General features: G+C 64.4%; 19 protein-coding genes. 5 read left to right on the top strand and 14 right to left on the bottom strand.

Going from position 1 to position 16,769, the window contains the following annotated elements:
* Positions 1–23: 23 nt before the first annotated feature.
* Positions 24–485, top strand: coding sequence for an FKBP-type peptidyl-prolyl cis-trans isomerase (locus JaAD80_RS02670; RefSeq protein ID WP_102292755.1), 462 nt, complete (start codon positions 24–26; stop codon positions 483–485).
* A gap of 67 nt (positions 486–552) precedes the next feature.
* On the opposite strand, the gene JaAD80_RS02665 is transcribed toward JaAD80_RS02670, so the two are convergent.
* The 3 genes from JaAD80_RS02665 to JaAD80_RS02655 are packed head-to-tail and all read right to left on the bottom strand — an operon-like array spanning position 553 to position 2,646.
* Positions 553–1,224 carry a diphthine--ammonia ligase gene (locus tag JaAD80_RS02665; RefSeq protein WP_102292754.1) on the bottom strand — a complete coding sequence of 224 codons (672 nt, stop codon included), beginning with the start codon at positions 1,222–1,224 and terminating at the stop codon, positions 553–555.
* Positions 1,221–1,697: a GNAT family N-acetyltransferase gene (locus JaAD80_RS02660; RefSeq protein WP_102292753.1), complete on the bottom strand. Its 477-nt coding sequence runs from the start codon at positions 1,695–1,697 to the stop codon at positions 1,221–1,223. The genes JaAD80_RS02665 and JaAD80_RS02660 overlap by 4 nt, the downstream gene beginning before the upstream one ends.
* A gap of 40 nt (positions 1,698–1,737) precedes the next feature.
* On the bottom strand, positions 1,738–2,646 hold the full coding sequence (locus JaAD80_RS02655) for a LysR family transcriptional regulator (RefSeq protein WP_102292752.1): 909 nt from the start codon (positions 2,644–2,646) through the stop codon (positions 1,738–1,740).
* Between the two features lie 108 nt (positions 2,647–2,754).
* On the opposite strand from JaAD80_RS02655, the gene JaAD80_RS02650 reads away from it, so the two are divergent.
* Positions 2,755–3,597 carry a type 1 glutamine amidotransferase domain-containing protein gene (locus tag JaAD80_RS02650; protein ID WP_102292751.1) on the top strand — a complete coding sequence of 281 codons (843 nt, stop codon included), beginning with the start codon at positions 2,755–2,757 and terminating at the stop codon, positions 3,595–3,597.
* 57 nt (positions 3,598–3,654) lie between these two features.
* Here the strand turns inward: JaAD80_RS02650 and JaAD80_RS02645 are convergent, their stop codons facing one another.
* Positions 3,655–4,080 carry an organic hydroperoxide resistance protein gene (locus tag JaAD80_RS02645; RefSeq protein WP_102292750.1) on the bottom strand — a complete coding sequence of 142 codons (426 nt, stop codon included), beginning with the start codon at positions 4,078–4,080 and terminating at the stop codon, positions 3,655–3,657.
* 338 nt (positions 4,081–4,418) lie between these two features.
* Here JaAD80_RS02645 and JaAD80_RS02640 point away from each other — a divergent pair, with 338 nt between their 5' ends.
* Positions 4,419–5,684: a histidine kinase gene (locus JaAD80_RS02640; protein WP_102292749.1), complete on the top strand. Its 1,266-nt coding sequence runs from the start codon at positions 4,419–4,421 to the stop codon at positions 5,682–5,684.
* Entirely contained in the window at positions 5,671–6,453 is a 783-nt protein-coding gene (locus tag JaAD80_RS02635; protein WP_102292748.1) for a LytTR family DNA-binding domain-containing protein, read from the top strand. The genes JaAD80_RS02640 and JaAD80_RS02635 overlap by 14 nt, the downstream gene beginning before the upstream one ends.
* Positions 6,454–6,534: 81 nt before the next feature.
* On the opposite strand, the gene JaAD80_RS02630 is transcribed toward JaAD80_RS02635, so the two are convergent.
* The 7 genes from JaAD80_RS02630 to JaAD80_RS02600 all read right to left on the bottom strand — a co-directional run bounded on the left by JaAD80_RS02630 (position 6,535) and on the right by JaAD80_RS02600 (position 14,156).
* The gene (locus JaAD80_RS02630; RefSeq protein WP_102292747.1) at positions 6,535–7,578 is read right to left on the bottom strand and encodes a histone deacetylase family protein; all 1,044 of its coding nucleotides are present in this window, start codon (positions 7,576–7,578) and stop codon (positions 6,535–6,537) included.
* Between the two features lie 24 nt (positions 7,579–7,602).
* Positions 7,603–9,204 carry a glutamate--cysteine ligase gene (gene gshA, locus JaAD80_RS02625; protein WP_102292746.1) on the bottom strand — a complete coding sequence of 534 codons (1,602 nt, stop codon included), beginning with the start codon at positions 9,202–9,204 and terminating at the stop codon, positions 7,603–7,605.
* Positions 9,205–9,419: 215 nt separating this feature from the next.
* Complete coding sequence (prmC, locus tag JaAD80_RS02620) at positions 9,420–10,250, bottom strand: peptide chain release factor N(5)-glutamine methyltransferase (protein WP_102292745.1); 831 nt, start codon at positions 10,248–10,250, stop codon at positions 9,420–9,422.
* An 11-nt stretch (positions 10,251–10,261) separates the two neighbouring features.
* Positions 10,262–10,732 carry a disulfide bond formation protein B gene (locus JaAD80_RS02615; protein ID WP_102292744.1) on the bottom strand — a complete coding sequence of 157 codons (471 nt, stop codon included), beginning with the start codon at positions 10,730–10,732 and terminating at the stop codon, positions 10,262–10,264.
* 204 nt (positions 10,733–10,936) lie between these two features.
* The gene (gene prfA, locus JaAD80_RS02610) at positions 10,937–12,013 is read right to left on the bottom strand and encodes a peptide chain release factor 1 (RefSeq protein ID WP_102292743.1); all 1,077 of its coding nucleotides are present in this window, start codon (positions 12,011–12,013) and stop codon (positions 10,937–10,939) included.
* 86 nt (positions 12,014–12,099) lie between these two features.
* On the bottom strand, positions 12,100–13,374 hold the full coding sequence (hemA, locus tag JaAD80_RS02605) for a glutamyl-tRNA reductase (protein ID WP_102292742.1): 1,275 nt from the start codon (positions 13,372–13,374) through the stop codon (positions 12,100–12,102).
* A gap of 92 nt (positions 13,375–13,466) precedes the next feature.
* Positions 13,467–14,156 (bottom strand): response regulator transcription factor, encoded by a 690-nt coding sequence (locus tag JaAD80_RS02600; protein WP_102292741.1) that lies wholly within the window; start codon positions 14,154–14,156, stop codon positions 13,467–13,469.
* 167 nt (positions 14,157–14,323) lie between these two features.
* Between JaAD80_RS02600 and JaAD80_RS02595 the strand changes: the two genes are divergently transcribed.
* Entirely contained in the window at positions 14,324–14,827 is a 504-nt protein-coding gene (locus JaAD80_RS02595; RefSeq protein WP_102292793.1) for a hypothetical protein, read from the top strand.
* 44 nt (positions 14,828–14,871) lie between these two features.
* On the opposite strand, the gene minE is transcribed toward JaAD80_RS02595, so the two are convergent.
* From minE to minC, 3 genes are read right to left on the bottom strand one after another with little or no spacing between them, the layout of a single operon-like run.
* On the bottom strand, positions 14,872–15,123 hold the full coding sequence (gene minE / locus JaAD80_RS02590) for a cell division topological specificity factor MinE (RefSeq protein ID WP_034752886.1): 252 nt from the start codon (positions 15,121–15,123) through the stop codon (positions 14,872–14,874).
* Position 15,124: 1 nt separating this feature from the next.
* Positions 15,125–15,940, bottom strand: a complete 816-nt coding sequence (minD, locus tag JaAD80_RS02585) for a septum site-determining protein MinD (protein WP_071325832.1) — start codon at positions 15,938–15,940, stop codon at positions 15,125–15,127.
* A gap of 37 nt (positions 15,941–15,977) precedes the next feature.
* Positions 15,978–16,727, bottom strand: a complete 750-nt coding sequence (minC, locus tag JaAD80_RS02580) for a septum site-determining protein MinC (protein ID WP_102292792.1) — start codon at positions 16,725–16,727, stop codon at positions 15,978–15,980.
* Between the last annotated feature and the right edge of the window lie 42 nt (positions 16,728–16,769).

Raw genomic sequence — 16,769 nt, 5'->3', positions numbered from 1 at the left:
ACTCCAATATTTAAAGGGAAACCATGAAATCGGTATTTCAAAAGATTGCCACGCTCATTTGCGCCGTGGCCCTGGCCGCCTGCGGCGCCGCCGCAAACACGGAAAAGCCGGTCGTGCTTGACCCGAATACGCAAGTGAAAGAGTTCACTTTCCCTGACCTGGTGCCGGGCACCGGCGCGAAAGCGGAAGCGGGCGACACCCTGCGGGTGATCTACACGGGCTGGCTGTACGACGCGACCAAGCCGGACAACAAGGGCACGCAGTTCGACACGAGCCTGCCTGGCGCGTTTCCGTTTCCGTTGGGCAAGGGTCTCGTGATCCTGGGCTGGGAGCGTGGCCTGGTCGGCATGCAGGTCGGCGCTACCCGCCGCCTGTCCATTCCGTATGACCTCGGTTATGGCAAGGCGGGCAAGCCGCCCGTGATTCCAGCCTACGCCGGCCTGGTGTTCGACATCACGCTGGTGGAAGTGACGAAGGCCAAATAAGCCTGGGCATGGCAGGTACCGACAAGGGCGATTCCACGGAATCGCCCTTGTTGTTTTGGGGTCCCGTTCAGGCGGGCGCCAGTTCCTGGAAGTAGTAGGTAGCGCCGCCCAGGTTGGCCGGCGCGTCATATTGCAGCACTTGCGTGCGGCGCAGCGCCACCGGGGCGCTGAAGGCGGGACCGTCATACACGAAGGTGTGGAATTCGCCGTTTTCGCCGCAGGCGTCGACGCCGGGCGGCAGATCGGCCAGGAAGGCGGCGTCGAACTCGCGCCCGCAAAATGCACGCGGCAGATGCTGGCCATTGATGCACACGACAATGGCCTTGAAACCGGCGGCAAGAAACTCGTCGACCAGCGCGCGGCGGTCGCCGCCCCACAGTGGCAGGTGCGCCGTCAGGCCGGCGACCGCGCAGACTTTTTCTTCCCAGTCGCGGTGCGGCTGCAGGTCGATGTCGCCAAAGATGGCGTGGTGTATGCCCTCGTCTTTCGCCGCGCGCAGCATGGCGATGAATTGTTCTTCATAGCTGGCCCAGCTGGCGTGATAGCGCCGCAGGCGCGCGCCCAGGCTGGCCGCCTGCGCCTCGAGCAGTTCCGGCGGCACGCCGTGCGAGCGCGACTTGCGGCCATCTTCATCCATGGCCGTGATCAGCAGCGGGACGTCCAGGCCGGCGTTGCGCGCGCGCCACAGGGCCAGGCAGGAGTCCTTGCCGCCGCTCCAGGAAATCAGGGCCGTCGTCATGCCGCGGCTCCCGGCGCCACCGCGCGCAGCATGTCGACGTGCTGTATGCCGTCTTCGTCGTACGGCGCGCTGACGGTGACGAAGCCGAACGACTGGTAGAAGCGCTCCAGGTACTGCTGGGCGCCGATGCGGATGGCGTGGCCCGGATGCTGGCGCACGGCGCGCGCGATGCCTTCAGTCAGAAGCAGCTTGCCGGCGCCCGTGGTGCGCGCCTCGGGCGCCGTCAGCACGCGGCCCAGCGACATTTCCACATACTTGGCGCCCGGCGCCAGCACGCGCAGGTAGGCCGCCAGCCGGCGCTGGCCATCGATCGTCTGCCAGCCCAGCAGGTGCATGGCCGCCTGATCGTGGCCGTCGAGGTCCGGGTACAGGCATTGCTGTTCCAGCACGAACACGCGCTGGCGCAAGGCCAGCACCTGGTACAGATCGTGGGGACCGAGTTCGTCGAACGTGTTCCATTGCCAGCTGATCATGGGGCATCCTTGATTGAGAGTGGCCGTGATTTTACCGGCTTCACGCCGCCGGCGTGGGATAGCGCTGCGCAAACCACTGCTTCAGGTGTTCGATGCAGCGCGTCACGCGGGGCGCCACCAGCTGGCGCGACGGGTAGATGGCGAACAGCGCCAGGCCGGGACGCTCCACCTCGGGGAACAGCTCGACCAGCGCGCCGCTGGCCAGTTCCTCGCGGCAGACGAAGGTGGGCAGGATGCCGATGCCCAGGCCGCGCAGGATCAGGCTGCGCATGAACAGGGTGTTATTGGTGCGTACCCAGTTCGGCACTTCGATGTCGCTGTGCGGCCCCGCGTGGCGCAGGGGCCAGCGGCTACCGAACAGGGCGTGGCTGTAGATGAAGCAGCGCTGGCGCGTCAGATCCGTCGGTTCCTGCAATGGGCCATGGCGTTCCAGGTAGGCCGGCGCGCAGCAGATGTGCAGGCGGTAGTCGTGGATGTGGCGCGCCACGTAGCTCGAGTCGGTGAGCGCGGTGGTGACGCGAAAGCCCAGGTCGTAGTTGGCCGCCGCCAGGTCCACGTATTCATCCTTCAGGTCGACGTCCAGGCGCAAGGCCGGCCAGTCGGCCATGAAATCGGCCAGGCCCTCGGCCAGTTCGCCCACGCCCAAGGTCAGCGGCGCGTTGATGCGCAGGCGGCCCGTCACGTGCGCCGTCGAGTGCGCCACCATGTCTTCGGCCTGCGCCAGCTCGTCGAGCAGCTTGCGGCAGTGTTCCAGGTAGGCCGCGCCCGTTTCCGTCAGTGCCAGCTGGCGCGTGGTGCGCGTCATCAGGCGCCCGCCCAGCTCCTGCTCCAGCTGGCCGATGCGCCGGCTCACATACGAGGCCGACAGGTCCAGTTCGTCGGCCGCGCGGCGAAAGCTGCCCAGCTCGGCCACGCGGCGAAACAGCTGCATCGCCTGCAATTTATCCATGTGTTGCCTTATTCAGTCGTATTACGCATCAGTGCTGTGCATTATTGATCATTTTTCCACGATTTGATTCGGAATATGCTGGCGACCTCTCTACAGAAAGGCCACACCATGAAAAAATTACTCATCAGCAGCCTGTTGTTCACCGCCTTTTCCACCGCCCAGGCGGCCGAGGTCCTCGTCGTGCTGTCGGACGCCAGCCACCTTGAGTTGCGCGACGGCAAGGTCTTCCCGACGGGCTTTTACCTGAATGAACTGATGCAGCCCGTGAAAAAGCTGCTCGACGCGGGCCACACGGTGACATTCGCCACGCCGCTGGGCCAGGCGCCCACGCTGGATGCCGGCTCGGATACGGCCGATTATTTTGCCGGCGACGTGGCGGCCCACGCGGCGCACAAGGCCTTGCTGGACCGGCTGGCGCTGACGCTGCCGGGCCGCTCGCCCGTAATCAGCCTGAAACGGGTGGAACAGATCGGTTACGGCCACTACGCGGCCGTGCTGGTGCCGGGCGGCCACGCGCCCATGCAGGATCTGTTGAAGGATGCCAGCCTGGGCGCCCTGCTGCGCCAGTTCCACGCGGATGGCAAGCCGACGGCGCTGCTGTGCCACGGCCCCATCGCGCTGCTGTCGGCCCTGCCCCGGGCGGGCACGTTTACGGCCGCGCTGCAGGCGGGCCAGACGCCCCCCGCACCGGCGGACTGGATCTACAGCGGCTACCGGATGACGGTGATCAGCAACGAGGAAGAGGCGGCGGCGCAAGGCGCGCTGCAGGGCGGAACGATGAAGTTCTATCCGCAGTCGGGCTTGCAGGCGGCCGGCGCGCGCTATGTGCAGAACCAGGCGCCGTGGAGCAGCAATGTGGTGGTCGACCGCGAACTGATCACGGGACAGAATCCCGCATCGGCGCCGGCCCTGGCGGACAAGCTGCTGCAGGCGCTGCAGGTATCTCGTTAACGAAAACTCCCCGGCGGCGCCAGGGCGCGGCCGGGGAGGGAGTGCGTGCAGCGGGGATTACACGATCGTCAGGGTGACGTCGATGTTGCCGCGCGTGGCGTTCGAGTACGGGCACACGATGTGGGCGGCGGCGACCAGCGCTTCGGCGGCGGTGCGTTCCATGCCTGGCAGCGAGATTTTCAGTTCCACTTCGATGCCGAAGCCCGTGTCGATCGCGCCGATACCGACGTTGCCTTCGATCGACAGATCCGCTGGCAGGGCGATCTTGTCGCGGCCGCCGACGAATTTCATGGCGCCGATGAAGCAGGCCGAGTAGCCGGCGGCGAACAGCTGTTCCGGGTTGGTGCCGACGGCGCCATTGCCGCCCAGTTCTTTTGGCGTGGTCAGCTTGACGTCGAGCACATTGTCGGACGAGACGGCACGGCCTTCGCGGCCTCCGGTGGCGGTAGCTTGGGCGCGGTACAGGACTTGTTTGATCGACATGATGATTTTCCTCGGTGAGTTAAATAGTTAACGACTAAATAGTGTGCTACTTTTTCATGGGCTGTCGCCCCAGAATGTCCGTCTGCAGCAGCAATGCCGGCGTCCATGTGCTCAATATATATCGCGCGCTATTTAATTGCAAGCGATTTTATTCGGGCAGCCGCGGCACCTGACTAATCGTCGCGAACACCGCTGCCAAAGCGCAGCAGGTCTGGCCAGCTATCTTGAACCTTTATTTTCTTGCCTTTGTCGCCATTAACGGTCTTCCATCGCATAATGGCCACCGCCGCCGGGGGTCTTGATTATGCTGGGCCCACTTCAATACCCAAGGAAAAATCATGACTAGCCTCTTCTTTATCCTGCGCATCACGCTGGCAACGATGCTCACCTACATCATCGCCACGGCTATCCTGGTCGAGAATTTTCTGCGCCATATCTTCGGCCAGACGGAAGGCTTTTTTGTCATCGTCGGCGCGCTGCTGGCCAGCGCCGTCATCACGAATGCGTTCTCGCATGTGCGCCGCGTGCGCCTGATCGCCGGGGCCGTCAACGCCAGCACCCTGTCGAGCCGCCAGCGGCGCCAGATCGAGATTCCGTTCGAGGCGGGCGAGGCATTCGACATGATCGACGCGGCCATCCGCGAACTGCCGGGCAGCGAAGTGGTTGAAAGCGCGCGCGACAGCCTGCAGGTGCAGGCCAGAGTGCGCCGCGCGGCGCCGTACACTGACACGGGCTTGCCGCGCATGCGCGTGCTGGGCTTCCTCGAGCCGCGGCCGAACCAGATCCTCGCCACCGTCACGCCGAATGGCGAGGCGGGCAGCGTGACGCTGATCTGCGAGCCGGCGCGCAATGCCTGGACGGACTGGTTCCTTGTCGATCATGGCAGCAATCTGGAAAACGCGGAAGCGGTGACGCGCGCCATTACCCGCCGGGTGGCGCAGCGGCGCCGCGGCGAACAGGCCGAGGCACGCCAGACGGTGACGGAAAAGGAACTCACGGTGGCCAAACTGAGCCTGCTGCACGCGCAGGTGGAGCCGCACTTCCTGTACAACACCCTGGCCAGCGCGCAGCTGCTCACGCGCAGCGACCCGGTGCGGGCCGACGAAATGCTGGGCAACCTGATTTTGTACCTGCGCCACTCGCTGCCGCGCACCGAGCAATCCATGTCGACCCTGGGCACGGAACTGGAGCGGGCGCGCGCCTACCTCGATATCCTGAAAATCCGCATGGGCGCGCGCCTGAACCTGCAGATCGAAGTGCCGCAATACCTGCGCCAGGTGGAGCTGCCGCCGATGATGCTGCAAACCCTGGTGGAAAACGCCATCAAGCACGGACTGGAGCCGAAAAGCGGCGGCGGCACCGTGTGGATCATGGCGCGCAGCGGCAATGGCACGGTGATCGTCACGGTGGCCGACGATGGCAAGGGCTTCAGCGATGACGGCGCCGGCACGGGCATCGGCCTGCGCAATGTGCGCGAACGCCTGCGCCTGACGTATGGCGCGGCCGCGTCGTTTGCCATCCTGGCCAATTTCCCCGATGGCGTGACGGCCACCATCACGGTGCCCGACAGCACGGCGCAAGGAGTCTCGTATGGATCAGCATGAAATGACGTGCGTTATCGCCGAGGATGAAACCCTGTTGCGCGAGGCGCTGGTGGCGATGCTGGGCGAACTGTGGCCGGCCCTGCGCATCGTCGCCGCCTGCGATGACGGCGGCACGGCGCTCGACGCCATCGCGACCCTGCGGCCGGATATCGCCTTCCTGGATATCCGCATGCCGGGCCTGACGGGACTGGAAGTGGCGGCCGGCACCCTGGCCGCCAGCCCCGCCACCCAGGTGGTGTTCGTCACGGCCTACGACCAGTATGCGATCGACGCCTTCGACAAGGGCGCCGTCGACTATGTATTGAAGCCCATCGGGCGTGAACGCCTGCAGGCCACCTTGCAGCGCGTGCAGGCGCGTGCCGCGAAGGGGAGCGTCAACGACGGCGCGCTGGCCGGCCTGCTGCAGCAATTGACGAGCGCCTTGCCGGCGGCCGCCAAGTCGCCGCCGCTGGTGTGGCTGACGGCCAGCAGCGGCAAGGATACGCGCCTGATCATGGTGGAGGACATCGCCTATTTTCAGTCCGACACCAAGTACACGGCCGTCATGACGGCGGAAGGCGAGGCGCTGCTGCGCAAGCCGATCCGCGAACTGCTCGACGTGCTCGATCCTGCCATCTTCAAGCAGATCCACCGTTCCACCATCGTCAACATGAAGATGGTGGCATCCGTCACGCGCGATGAAGTGGGGCGCGGCAGCCTGCGCCTGAAGACGCGGCCGGAAACCCTGGCCGTGAGCCAGCCGTTCATGAGTTTGTTCAGGAATATGTAGAGCTGCTAAAGCCGGGGTCAGACCCTCAACACCGCTAACGCCAGGCTCACCGTCAACGTGGACGGGGGTCTGACCCCAGAATTACTCCGCGGTTTCAAAACCCTCAAGCACATTGACCACATTGATGCCCAGTTCCTTCACCGCATAGCCGCCTTCGAGGATGAAGGCGGTGGGCAGATTCAAATGCGCCAGGCGTTCGCCCACGCGCAGGTAGTCGCCGCTTTGCAGGGCGAAGTGCGAGAGGGGATCGCCGACGAAGGTATCCACGCCCAGCGAGACCACCAGCGCGTCGGGCGCGTACATATTGATGCGCAGGCAGGCCGTTTCCAGCGCGGCGAACCAGCTGGCCGTGCTGCTGCCGGCCGGCAGCGGCAGGTTGACGTTGTAGCCGCTGCCGGCGCCGCTGCCCGTCTCGTCGGCATGACCCAGGTAAAACGGATATTCAGTGCGCGGGTCGGCGTGGATGGAGGCGAACAGCACGTCATTACGCGCATAGAAAATGCTCTGCGTGCCATTGCCGTGGTGGTAGTCGATGTCGAGGATGGCGACCTTGCGGGCGCCATCGTCGAGCAGGTGCTGCGCAGCCAGTGCCGCGTTATTCAGAAAACAGTAGCCGCCGAAGAAATCGCTGCCTGCGTGATGGCCAGGCGGGCGCGTGAGGGCAAACGTGGCCCGCTCGCCCAGGCGCAGCGCGTGGGCCGCGTTGACGGCGCAGTCGGCGCCCGTCTTGGCCGCCGTCCAGGTGCCGGACGTCAGTGGCGTGCCATTGTCCATCGAGTACAGCCCCAGCCTGGCCGTGAAATTCTCCGGTTCGATATCGTGGCGCAAGGTGCGCACGGGCCAGACGGACGGCAAGGCGTCCTTGCCTGCGTTGTCCGGGTCGAGCGCCAGCCAGTCGTGCCAGGCATGGCGCAAGAAGTGCAAATAGCGTGGCGTATGGATGCGCTCGAGCGATGTCAGGGGCACGCCGTGCGGCGTGACGATGCGCCCCAAGTTGCGCCGTCCCAGTTCGGCCACCACCATGTCGGCCCGTTCCGGCGCCTCGAAGCAGGGCACCATCTCGCCGCGGAACCATTCGAAGCGGCCCCGGTGCTGGCCGTGCAGTTCATTGTAGAAGGTCAGCATGGCGCGCGCGCGGGGCAGGCAGGATCAGGTGTGCGAGCACAGGGTGCTGGCGCGGTAGGCGGCGACGAAATCGTCGAAGCTGCCGGCCGGTGCCGCCTCCATGGCGCGCTGCTCGGCCAGCGAGCTTTCCGCCAGCTGGTCGAAATACGCGCTTTGCTCGGGCGTGGGCGGATGCGCGCGGAAGTAGGCCGCATGGCGTTCGCTCTGGCGCAGGCCGAAGGTGGCAAACGAGCCGCCATTGGCGCGCAGTTCGGCCAATACCCTGGCCGACGGCGTGGCGTCCGGGTCGGCCAGCTTGACGGCTTGCGCCGCCAGGCTGTCCGCATGCTGCGTGCCGCCGTGGCGCGCGTCGAGCAAGGCCGCCACGGGCGCGATACGCGCCAGCAGTTCCTCGCCCCACGCCTGCAGGGTGATGTCCTCGCCATCGCGGCGCAGGGTGAGGCCCGGCGTGCGGCCTTCCTTCACCGTGCGGGCGAAATTGTTGGTGTAGCAGGCGCTTTGCTCGGCCGAGATGGAGCCGCTGTCGTCGAGCGCGCAGAACAGCAAGAAGGCGTCGAGGAAGCGGCCCGTTTCCAGGCTGATGCCCACCGGCTCGAACGGGTCGACGTCCATGCAGCGCACTTCGATGTACTGCACGCCGCGCAGGCACAGGGCCTGGATCGGGCGCTCGCCCGTGCGGATCACGCGTTTCGGACGGATGGTCGAATAGTATTCATTTTCGATCTGCAGCACGTTGGTGGAGAGCTGGATCCACTCGCCATCTTTTTTCGTGCCCAGCGTTTCGTACGGCGCATATGGGTCGTTGACGGCGTGCGTCAGCGCATTGACGTAGTCTTCCAGGCTGTTCTCGTGCGGACGCAGGCCGGACTGGGCGTCGTTCTGGTAGCCCAGGTCGCTCATGCGCAGGCTGGTGGCATACGGCAGGAACAGGGTGTCGTCGGACAGGGTGTCGAGCTTGTGCGCGCGGCCGCGCAGGAAACCGGCAGACAGGGCCGGCGAAGCGCCGAACAAATACATCAGCAGCCAGCTGTAGCGGCGGAAATTGCGGATCGTCGCCAGATAGCTTTCCGACTGCACGTCTTTCGGCGAGGCAGCTGCCTGCGTGGCGCTGGCGCTGGTCTCCGGGTTGCCGTGCAATACCTGCCACAGCTGTTCGTCGAGCGAATAGTTGTAGTGGATGCCGGCGATGCATTGCATGGCCTTGCCATAACGCAAGGCCAGGCCGCGCCGGTAGACGTGCTTGAGCATGCCCATGTTCGAGCTGCCGTAGTTGGCGATCGCGATGTCCGCTTCGGGCGGTAGCTGGCACGGCATCGACTGGCTCCACAGCAGCTCGTCGCCAAGGCGGCTGTAGGCGTGGCGGTGCACGGTGTCGAGCTTGTCCAGGGTGGTGGCGATGTCGCTTTCCGCCGGCGTGATGAATTCGAGCAGCGCTTCGGCGTAGTCGGTGGTGATTTCAGGGTGCGTCAGCGCCGAGCCCAGGGCGGCAGGGTGGGGCGTGGAAGCCAGATGGCCGGCGCGGTCAACGCGCAGGGTTTCACGCTCGATGCCGCGCAAGCCGCCCAGCAGCGCGCGGTTGGCATCTTCGGTCAGCAATGCCAGGCGGCGAGTCAACAGGTTGGGCAATTTGAGCTTCCTTTCTTGTGCAGCATATAAATAATTTGTGCTGAGATTAACCGAATTTTGGCAAATGCGTCGGCGCCGGCCCAAAAAACGCCGCGTCGCCAGCGTCCGTCCCGGGCAACGGAGACGGCGCTTCGGTCAGGAAATCGCTTGATATTTTAACAAACTGCGGGGGATCTGGCGCGTCGCTGGATCAAGCGCCGCGCACAGGAAGTGGGTCAGCCGAGGCGCGCGCCGCTGACCCGCTCGATGCCGGCCAGGTCGCGCCAGCTCTGCACTTTGCCGTAGCCGGCCTCGGCCAGCAAGGCGCGCACGTGGGCCGCCTGGTCATAGCCGTGCTCCATCAGCAGCCAGGCGCCGGCCGCCAGGTGGCGCGCGGCGCCGGCGACGATGGTGCGCAGGGCCGACAGGCCATCGGCATGGTCGGTCAGCGCGCCGGCCGGCTCGAAACGCAAATCGCCTTCGGCCAGGTGGCGGTCGCCGCTGGCGATGTAGGGGGGATTGGAGACGATCAGGTCAAACTTTTCCGTGCCCAGCGCTTCGAACCAGTCGCTGGCCATGAAGGTGATGTTGACGCCGTTGGCGCTGGCATTGCGGCGCGCCACGGCCAGCGCCGCGCTGCTGACGTCGAGGGCCGTGACGACGGCGTCGGGCCGCGTATGCGCGAGGGCGACGGCGATGGCGCCGCTGCCGGTACCCATGTCGAGCACGCGTCCGCCGGGCGGCAGGCGCTCGAGCGCCAGTTCCACCAGCACTTCCGTGTCGGGACGGGGAATCAGCACGGCGTCGCTGACGGCAAAAGGCAAGCCGAAGAATTCGCGCTGGCCGACGATGTAGGCGATCGGCTCGCCTTGCAGGCGGCGTGCCAGCAAGCCGGAAAGGCGCTCGGCTTCATCGTCAGTGAGCACGCGCTCCGATTGCGTGATCAGGCTCACGCGCGACAGGCCCAGCGCGTGGCCCAGCAGGATGCGGTTGTCGAGCGGGTCGAGCAGCGGTCGGATTTGCAGGGCGCCGACAGTGCTGCCGGCGGGAATCAAGGTTTCTGGCATGGTGCTTTCAATTATTTCTTACGGCGCAACAGGGTCCACAGCAGGCCGATGGCAAAAATGGCGAACCAGACAAATGCCCATTGCGGGATCGACAGGCCGAAAAACGGCTCGCCGGCGCTTTCGCAAGCGCCATAGGATTCAAACATGAAGGGCATGAGTTCGGCCGTGAAGACCTTGTTCAGCGCCGTTTCCACGGGGTCGATGCCGCAGGAAAAGCCGGGGTTGGCCAGCACGTACAGATGCTTGGCGCCCACGCCCAGGCCGCCCAGGGCTGCCAGCAGGCCGATGCCGGCGCCGATTTTGGGCCGCTTCGCGGCCGCGCCGGCCAGGCAGGCGATGCCGATGGCGAGGAACAGGTAGCGCTGGATCACGCACAGCGGGCAGGGCGCCATGTTCATGGCATGCTGCAAATACATGGCCACGCCGAGCATCAGGAAACACAGGGCGGCGATCAACAGGAGGACGGTGCGTGAATTTTTCATGGGCGACACGGTGAGGTGGATGGGGGAAAAGCGTTACGCATTCTCGCACAAGGGCCGATTTTTATTGCTTAGCCGCTACTTAAAGCTGTCGGCTTACGCGCTGCGCGCTAAGCCGACCTACAAACTTCAACCCAAAGGCAGAATCCGGGGTCGGACCCTCAGGGACTCGGCGTCCCCGTCCGACCCCGGCCCTTGCTTTAGGGGTTAATCCCCCAGCGCCGCCAGCAGCTCGGCCTGGTGTTCCGCCGCCAGCGCATTCGTCAGCTCCGTCAAATCCCCATCCATGATGAAGTCGAGCTTGTACAAGGTCAGGTTGATGCGGTGGTCCGTCAGCCGGCCTTGCGGGAAGTTGTAAGTGCGGATGCGCTCGCTGCGGTCGCCCGAACCGATCAGGCTCTTGCGCGTGGCCGCTTCCTTTGACTGCTGTTCCCGCAGCTGCACGTCCTTGATGCGCGCGGCCAGCACTTTCATCGCTTGCGCCTTGTTCTTGTGCTGGCTGCGGTCATCCTGGCATTCCACCACGATGCCGGTCGGCAAGTGGGTGATGCGCACGGCGGAATCCGTCTTGTTGATGTGCTGGCCACCGGCGCCCGAGGCGCGGTAGGTGTCGATGCGCAGGTCGGCCGGGTTGATGTTGACGTCTTCGACTTCATCCGCTTCGGGCATCACGGCCACCGTGCAGGCCGAGGTGTGGATGCGGCCCTGCGTTTCCGTGGCCGGCACGCGCTGCACGCGGTGGCCGCCCGATTCGAACTTCAGCTTTGAATACGCGCCATTGCCGACCACGCGCACGATCACTTCGCGGTAGCCGCCCAGGTCGGAATCGGACGAGGACACCAGTTCCACCTGCCAGCGGTTGCGTTCGGCAAAGCGCGTGTACATGCGCAGCAGGTCGCCGGCGAACAGGGCCGATTCATCGCCGCCCGTGCCGGCACGGATTTCCAGGAAGATGTTGCGCTCGTCGTTGACGTCCTTCGGCAGCAGCATGGTCTGCAATTCGCGTTCCAGCTGCGCCATGGTGGCTTTCGCCGTTTCGATTTCTTCCTGGGCGAATTCCTTCATGTCCGGGTCCGCCAGCATTTCCTGCGCCGTGGCGATGTCGTTGCCCGCTTCCTGGTAGGAACGGTACAGCGCCACCAGCGGGCCCAGTTCGGCATGCTCGCGCGTCATCTTGCGGTAGCTGTCCATGTTCGACGTGGCGTCCGGGTGCATCAACAGTTCGTCGAGTTCAACCAGGCGGTTCGCCAGTTGATCGAGTTTGGCCAGCATGGATGGTTTCATAGCGATTCGCGGTAATAGAGTGTAGGGATGAAGCAGGCCCGGCAGGCGGGCAGGGTGGCCGCGCGCAGGCGGCCGGCGGGGCGGCGCTAACGGCGGGGGCGGAACAGTTTCGGCAGCAGGGTGGCCAGTTGCTTGCGCTCGTCGCCTTGCGCGTGGTGCAGCGCCTGTTGCGGGCCGTGCAGGAACTTGGCCGTCAAGCCTTTCGACAGCGCTTCCAGGACGGCGTCGATGTCGGCGCCCTTGGCCAGCATCTTGCGCGCCCGTTCCACTTCCATCAGGCGCAGCGCTTCGCTGTTTTCATGCAGATGCTGGATGACGGGCACCATGGCGCGGTCATCGACCCAGCTCATGAACGATTGCACGCGCGTCTCGATGATCGACTCGGCTTGCGCCACGGCCGCCTGCCGGCTTTCCAGGCCCGTCTGCACGACCTTGCCCAGGTCGTCGACCGTGTACAGGAAGACGTCGTTCAGGCGGCCCACTTCCGCTTCGATATCGCGCGGCACGGCCAGGTCGACCATGAACATCGGCTTGTGGCGGCGTGCCTTGATGGCGCGCTCGACCAGGCCCAGGCCCAGCAGCGGCAACGAGGAAGCCGTGCACGAGATGACGATGTCGAACCGGTGCAGCTGCTCCGGCAAGTCCGCCAGGCGGATGGCCTTGCCGCTGAAGCGGTGCGCCAGTTCTTCGCCCCGCTCCATGGTGCGGTTGGCGATGGTGATGCTTTTCGGGTTTTGCGCCGCAAAGTGCGTGGCGCACAATTCAATCATTTCGCCGGCGCCGATGAACAGCACGTTCTGCTCGGCGATCTTGTCGAAGATGCGCTGCGACAGGCGCACGGCGGCGGCCGCCATGGAAACGCTGTGGGCGCCGATTTCCGTGCTGCTGCGCACTTCCTTGGCCACCGAAAAGCTGCGCTGGAACAGCTGGTGCAGATACGTGCCCAGGCCGCCCGCCTCGTCGGCCGTGCGGATGGCGTCCTTGATCTGCCCGAGGATCTGCGTTTCGCCCAGCACCATCGAGTCGAGCCCGGAGGCGACGCGGAAAGTGTGGCGCACGGCGTCGTGCTGCGGCAGCATATATAAGTGGGGGCGCAGCTCGCTGTAGTTCAGCTGGTGGTAGTCGGCGAGGAAATGCGCGCCCGCGTCGAGCGGATTGGGCACATGGCTGGCCGCATACAGCTCGGTACGGTTGCAGGTCGAGAGGATGGCCGCTTCGTCGTTGTCGCGCAAGTCGATGCGCTGAAACCAGGTGCGCGCCGCCATCACCGCCTGGCCCAGATGCTCAGGCGCAAACGCCAGCTGTTCGCGGAGCGACACTGGGGCGGTGGTGTGGTTGAGGCCGACGGCGAGCAGTTGCATTTCAGGGCTGTTGGGAATTCTTATGCCGACATTATAGCGCTTTGTGCCCGATCTTTGAGCAGTCCGGCTGTTTTCGCCCTGCAGCGCGCCTGTCACCCCCCGAGTTTTTCCAGGCGATAGCCATAACTGTAGACGGGCACCAGGCGGTAGCCGTGTTCCGGTTTCAGCTGCAGCTTGTTGCGCACGCGCGAGACGTGGGTGTCCATGGTGCGCGAAGGCAGGGCCGTGTCGCGCTGCCACACGGCTTCGTGGATGTAGGCGCGCGACAGGGGGCGGCCCAGGTTGCGGAAGAACAGCAGCGCCAGGGCGAATTCCTTGTGCGTCACGTCCAGCACTTCACCGCCCATCAGCAGGCGGCCTGGGCGGGTTTCAAACGTATATTGACCGAATTGCAATTGTTCGGCACCATTCTGCGCCGGATAGGCCACGCGCAGCAGCGCCTGCGTGCGCAAGGTCAGTTCACTGCGCCGCAGCGGTTTGATCATGTAGTCGTCGGCACCGGCCGTCATGCCCGCCACCACATCGTCTTCGCCCGAGCTGTTGGTCATAAACAACACAGGCGCCTTGGGCGCCAGTTTTTCGCGGGCACGGCGCAGCACTTCGGCACCGTCCAGGTCACTCACATGCCAGTCGAGGATGAGCATGTCGCAACTGTCCTTGCGCAGCTGCCCCAGCATTTCCTTGCCACTCTGAAACTCGTGGCAGGCATGGCCGGCGGCCGTGAGCACCTGGCAGATCAGTTCTGCCTGACTATGGTCGCTATCGAGTACGGCAATTCGCATGATTGGCTGGTATGTGTAGCAACAAACAGACGGTCTGTTCTGCTTATCGTAATGTTAAGGAATGCTCAAGTGAAATATAACAGAGATTGCAACTGTGTCCAGTGAAATCGGCAGGCCGGCCCTTTACGCTACACTTGCCGATACACCCTCAGCGCGGAGAAATGGCGATGCTAGACAACAACACCACCGATTGGACCCTGATACCGGCCAGTCTTGCCGACATCGAACAGGTGCGCGAGCGCTGCCGGCGCCTGGTGCAGCGGCGCGCCATGATGTCGGCCGGCGCCTCGGCCATTCCCATTCCCGGCATCGACCTGATGTCCGATGTGGGCCTGTTTTCCATGCTGATCAACGATATCAACCACGAATTCGGCCTCACGCCCGAGCAGATCGAGCGCCTCAACCCGCAGTTCAAGATGATGGCCTACCGCGCGGCGGTGGGCATGGGCGGCATGCTGGTAGGAAAGCTGGTGTCGCGCGAACTGATTTTGCATCTGCTCAAGCGCAGTGGCGTTAAGATCGCCACCAAGCAGGTGGCGCGCTTCGTGCCGTTTGCCGGCCAGGCGGTGGCGGCGGCGATCGGCTATGCCGTGTTCCGCCAGATCGGCAACCAGCACGTGAATGCCTGCGCCGCGGTGGCGCAGGAGTTGCTCACGGTCAGGCCGAAGTAGCCTGGAGCGCCCATCCCGGGCGTGGCCAGGAGGGGCGTGGTGCATCAGGCGTCCGGCAGGACCACGTTGACGTCGAGCACTTCCAGGTTGCCCTGGCGGTCCAGCGAGATCTTGATGTCGTCGGCATTGACCTTGGTGTACTTGGAAATGACGGCGATCAATTCCTTGTGCAGGGCGGGCAGGAAGTCCGGACCATCGCGTCCGCTGCGTTCGCGGGCGATGATGATCTGCAGGCGTTCCTTGGCCGCGGTGGCCGTCTTCGGCTTGGGGGGGAACAGGAAAGAAAGCAAGGCCATATCACTTCGCCCCAAAAATACGCTGGAGTAATCCAGGCTTTTCATAGTTGGTAAAGCGCAACTCGACATCTTCGCCGAGGAAACGCGAGACCACGTCTTCATAGGCTTGCGCCACGTCCGTGCCCTTGAAATGGATGGCCGGATTGCCCTGGTTCGAGGCAGCCAGCACTTGTTCCGATTCAGGGATGATGCCCACCAGCGGGATGCGCAGGATTTCCTGCACGTCCTGGTAGGACAGCATTTCATCCGATTCCACGCGTTTCGGCGAGTAGCGGGTGATCAGCAGATGTTCCTTGACCGGCTCGCCCCCCGTCTGCGCGCGGCGCGACTTGGCTTGCAGGATGCCGAGGATGCGGTCCGAATCGCGCACCGACGACACTTCCGGGTTGGTGACGATGATGGCTTCATCGGCAAACGTCAGCGCCATCAGCGCGCCATGCTCGATACCGGCCGGCGAATCGCAGATGATGAATTCGAAGCCCATGTTGATCAGGTCGTTCAACACGCGTTCCACGCCTTCTTCCGACAAGGCATCCTTGTCGCGCGTTTGCGAGGCCGGCAGGATGAACAGGTTGTCGCAGTGCTTGTCCTTGATCAGGGCCTGGTTCAGGGTCGCTTCCTTGTTGATCACATTGATCAGGTCGTAGACCACGCGGCGCTCGCAACCCATGATCAGGTCGAGGTTGCGCAGGCCCACGTCGAAGTCGAGCACGGCTGTCTTGTGGCCACGCATGGCCAGGCCAGTGGAAAAACTGGCGCTAGAGGTCGTCTTGCCGACACCGCCCTTGCCGGACGTCACAACAATAATTCTTGCCACAAATAATCCTTTTCAGATATCTCTTGAATTGTGCAGCTTAAGAGCGGTTCACGGGAGTGACCGGATTGACAGAGTGTATATCGATTCTGTCACCAGCCAAACGAATTTGCGCGGGTCCCCGCGCCATTTCTGCAGGGAAACCATCTTCAAACGTGCGGTACACACCGGCGATCGACACCAGTTCCGGTTCCATGGCCAGCGCGAAGATGCGCGCCTGGGCATTGCCCGAGGCGCCGGCCAGCGCGCGGCCGTACAGCGAGGAATACACGTGGATGCTGCCGTCGGCGATGATCTCGGCGCCATTGTTGACGACGGCCGTGATGATCAGGTCGCAGCCGCGCGCATAAATGCGCTGGCCGGCGCGCACCGGCGTGTCAACCACCATCACCTGCGCTTCGGCGCCGGACTGGGCGGCGGCCGTCGGCGTATCCTTCGGGCCATCCTTGGGCGGCGCATCGTCGCGCGTCTTGCCGCTGTCGAGGCTCAGGCCTTGCGCCAGGATGGCCTCATGCATCTCGGCCGGCGCATTGCGCACGGCCACGGCATTCAAACGGTATTTTTTCAGCAGGGCCACCAGGGCGGCCCAGTCGACCGGTTCGCTGCCCGGCGGCAGGGCGGCCACGTCCAGCACGGCCAGGTCGTCCTCGAAAAAGTCCGCCACGCCTCCCGTCATGTCGTGCAAGGCACTATCGAGTGCCTGCGTAGCGGCGCTATGCACAATGGCGGAGACAGCGACGACGGTGGAAATCTTGATTTCGATAGGCTTCTGCGACGGGCTTTTGGACATAAACATTTATCAAAGTGAAACTGCGGCAGGCCGACTTTTCCG

This window comes from Janthinobacterium sp. AD80, from assembly GCF_002878455.1.
GTDB lineage: Bacteria > Pseudomonadota > Gammaproteobacteria > Burkholderiales > Burkholderiaceae_D > Janthinobacterium.
The sequence above is the reverse complement of the archived record's forward strand: the minus strand, read 5'-3'. Positions and strand labels throughout refer to the sequence as shown.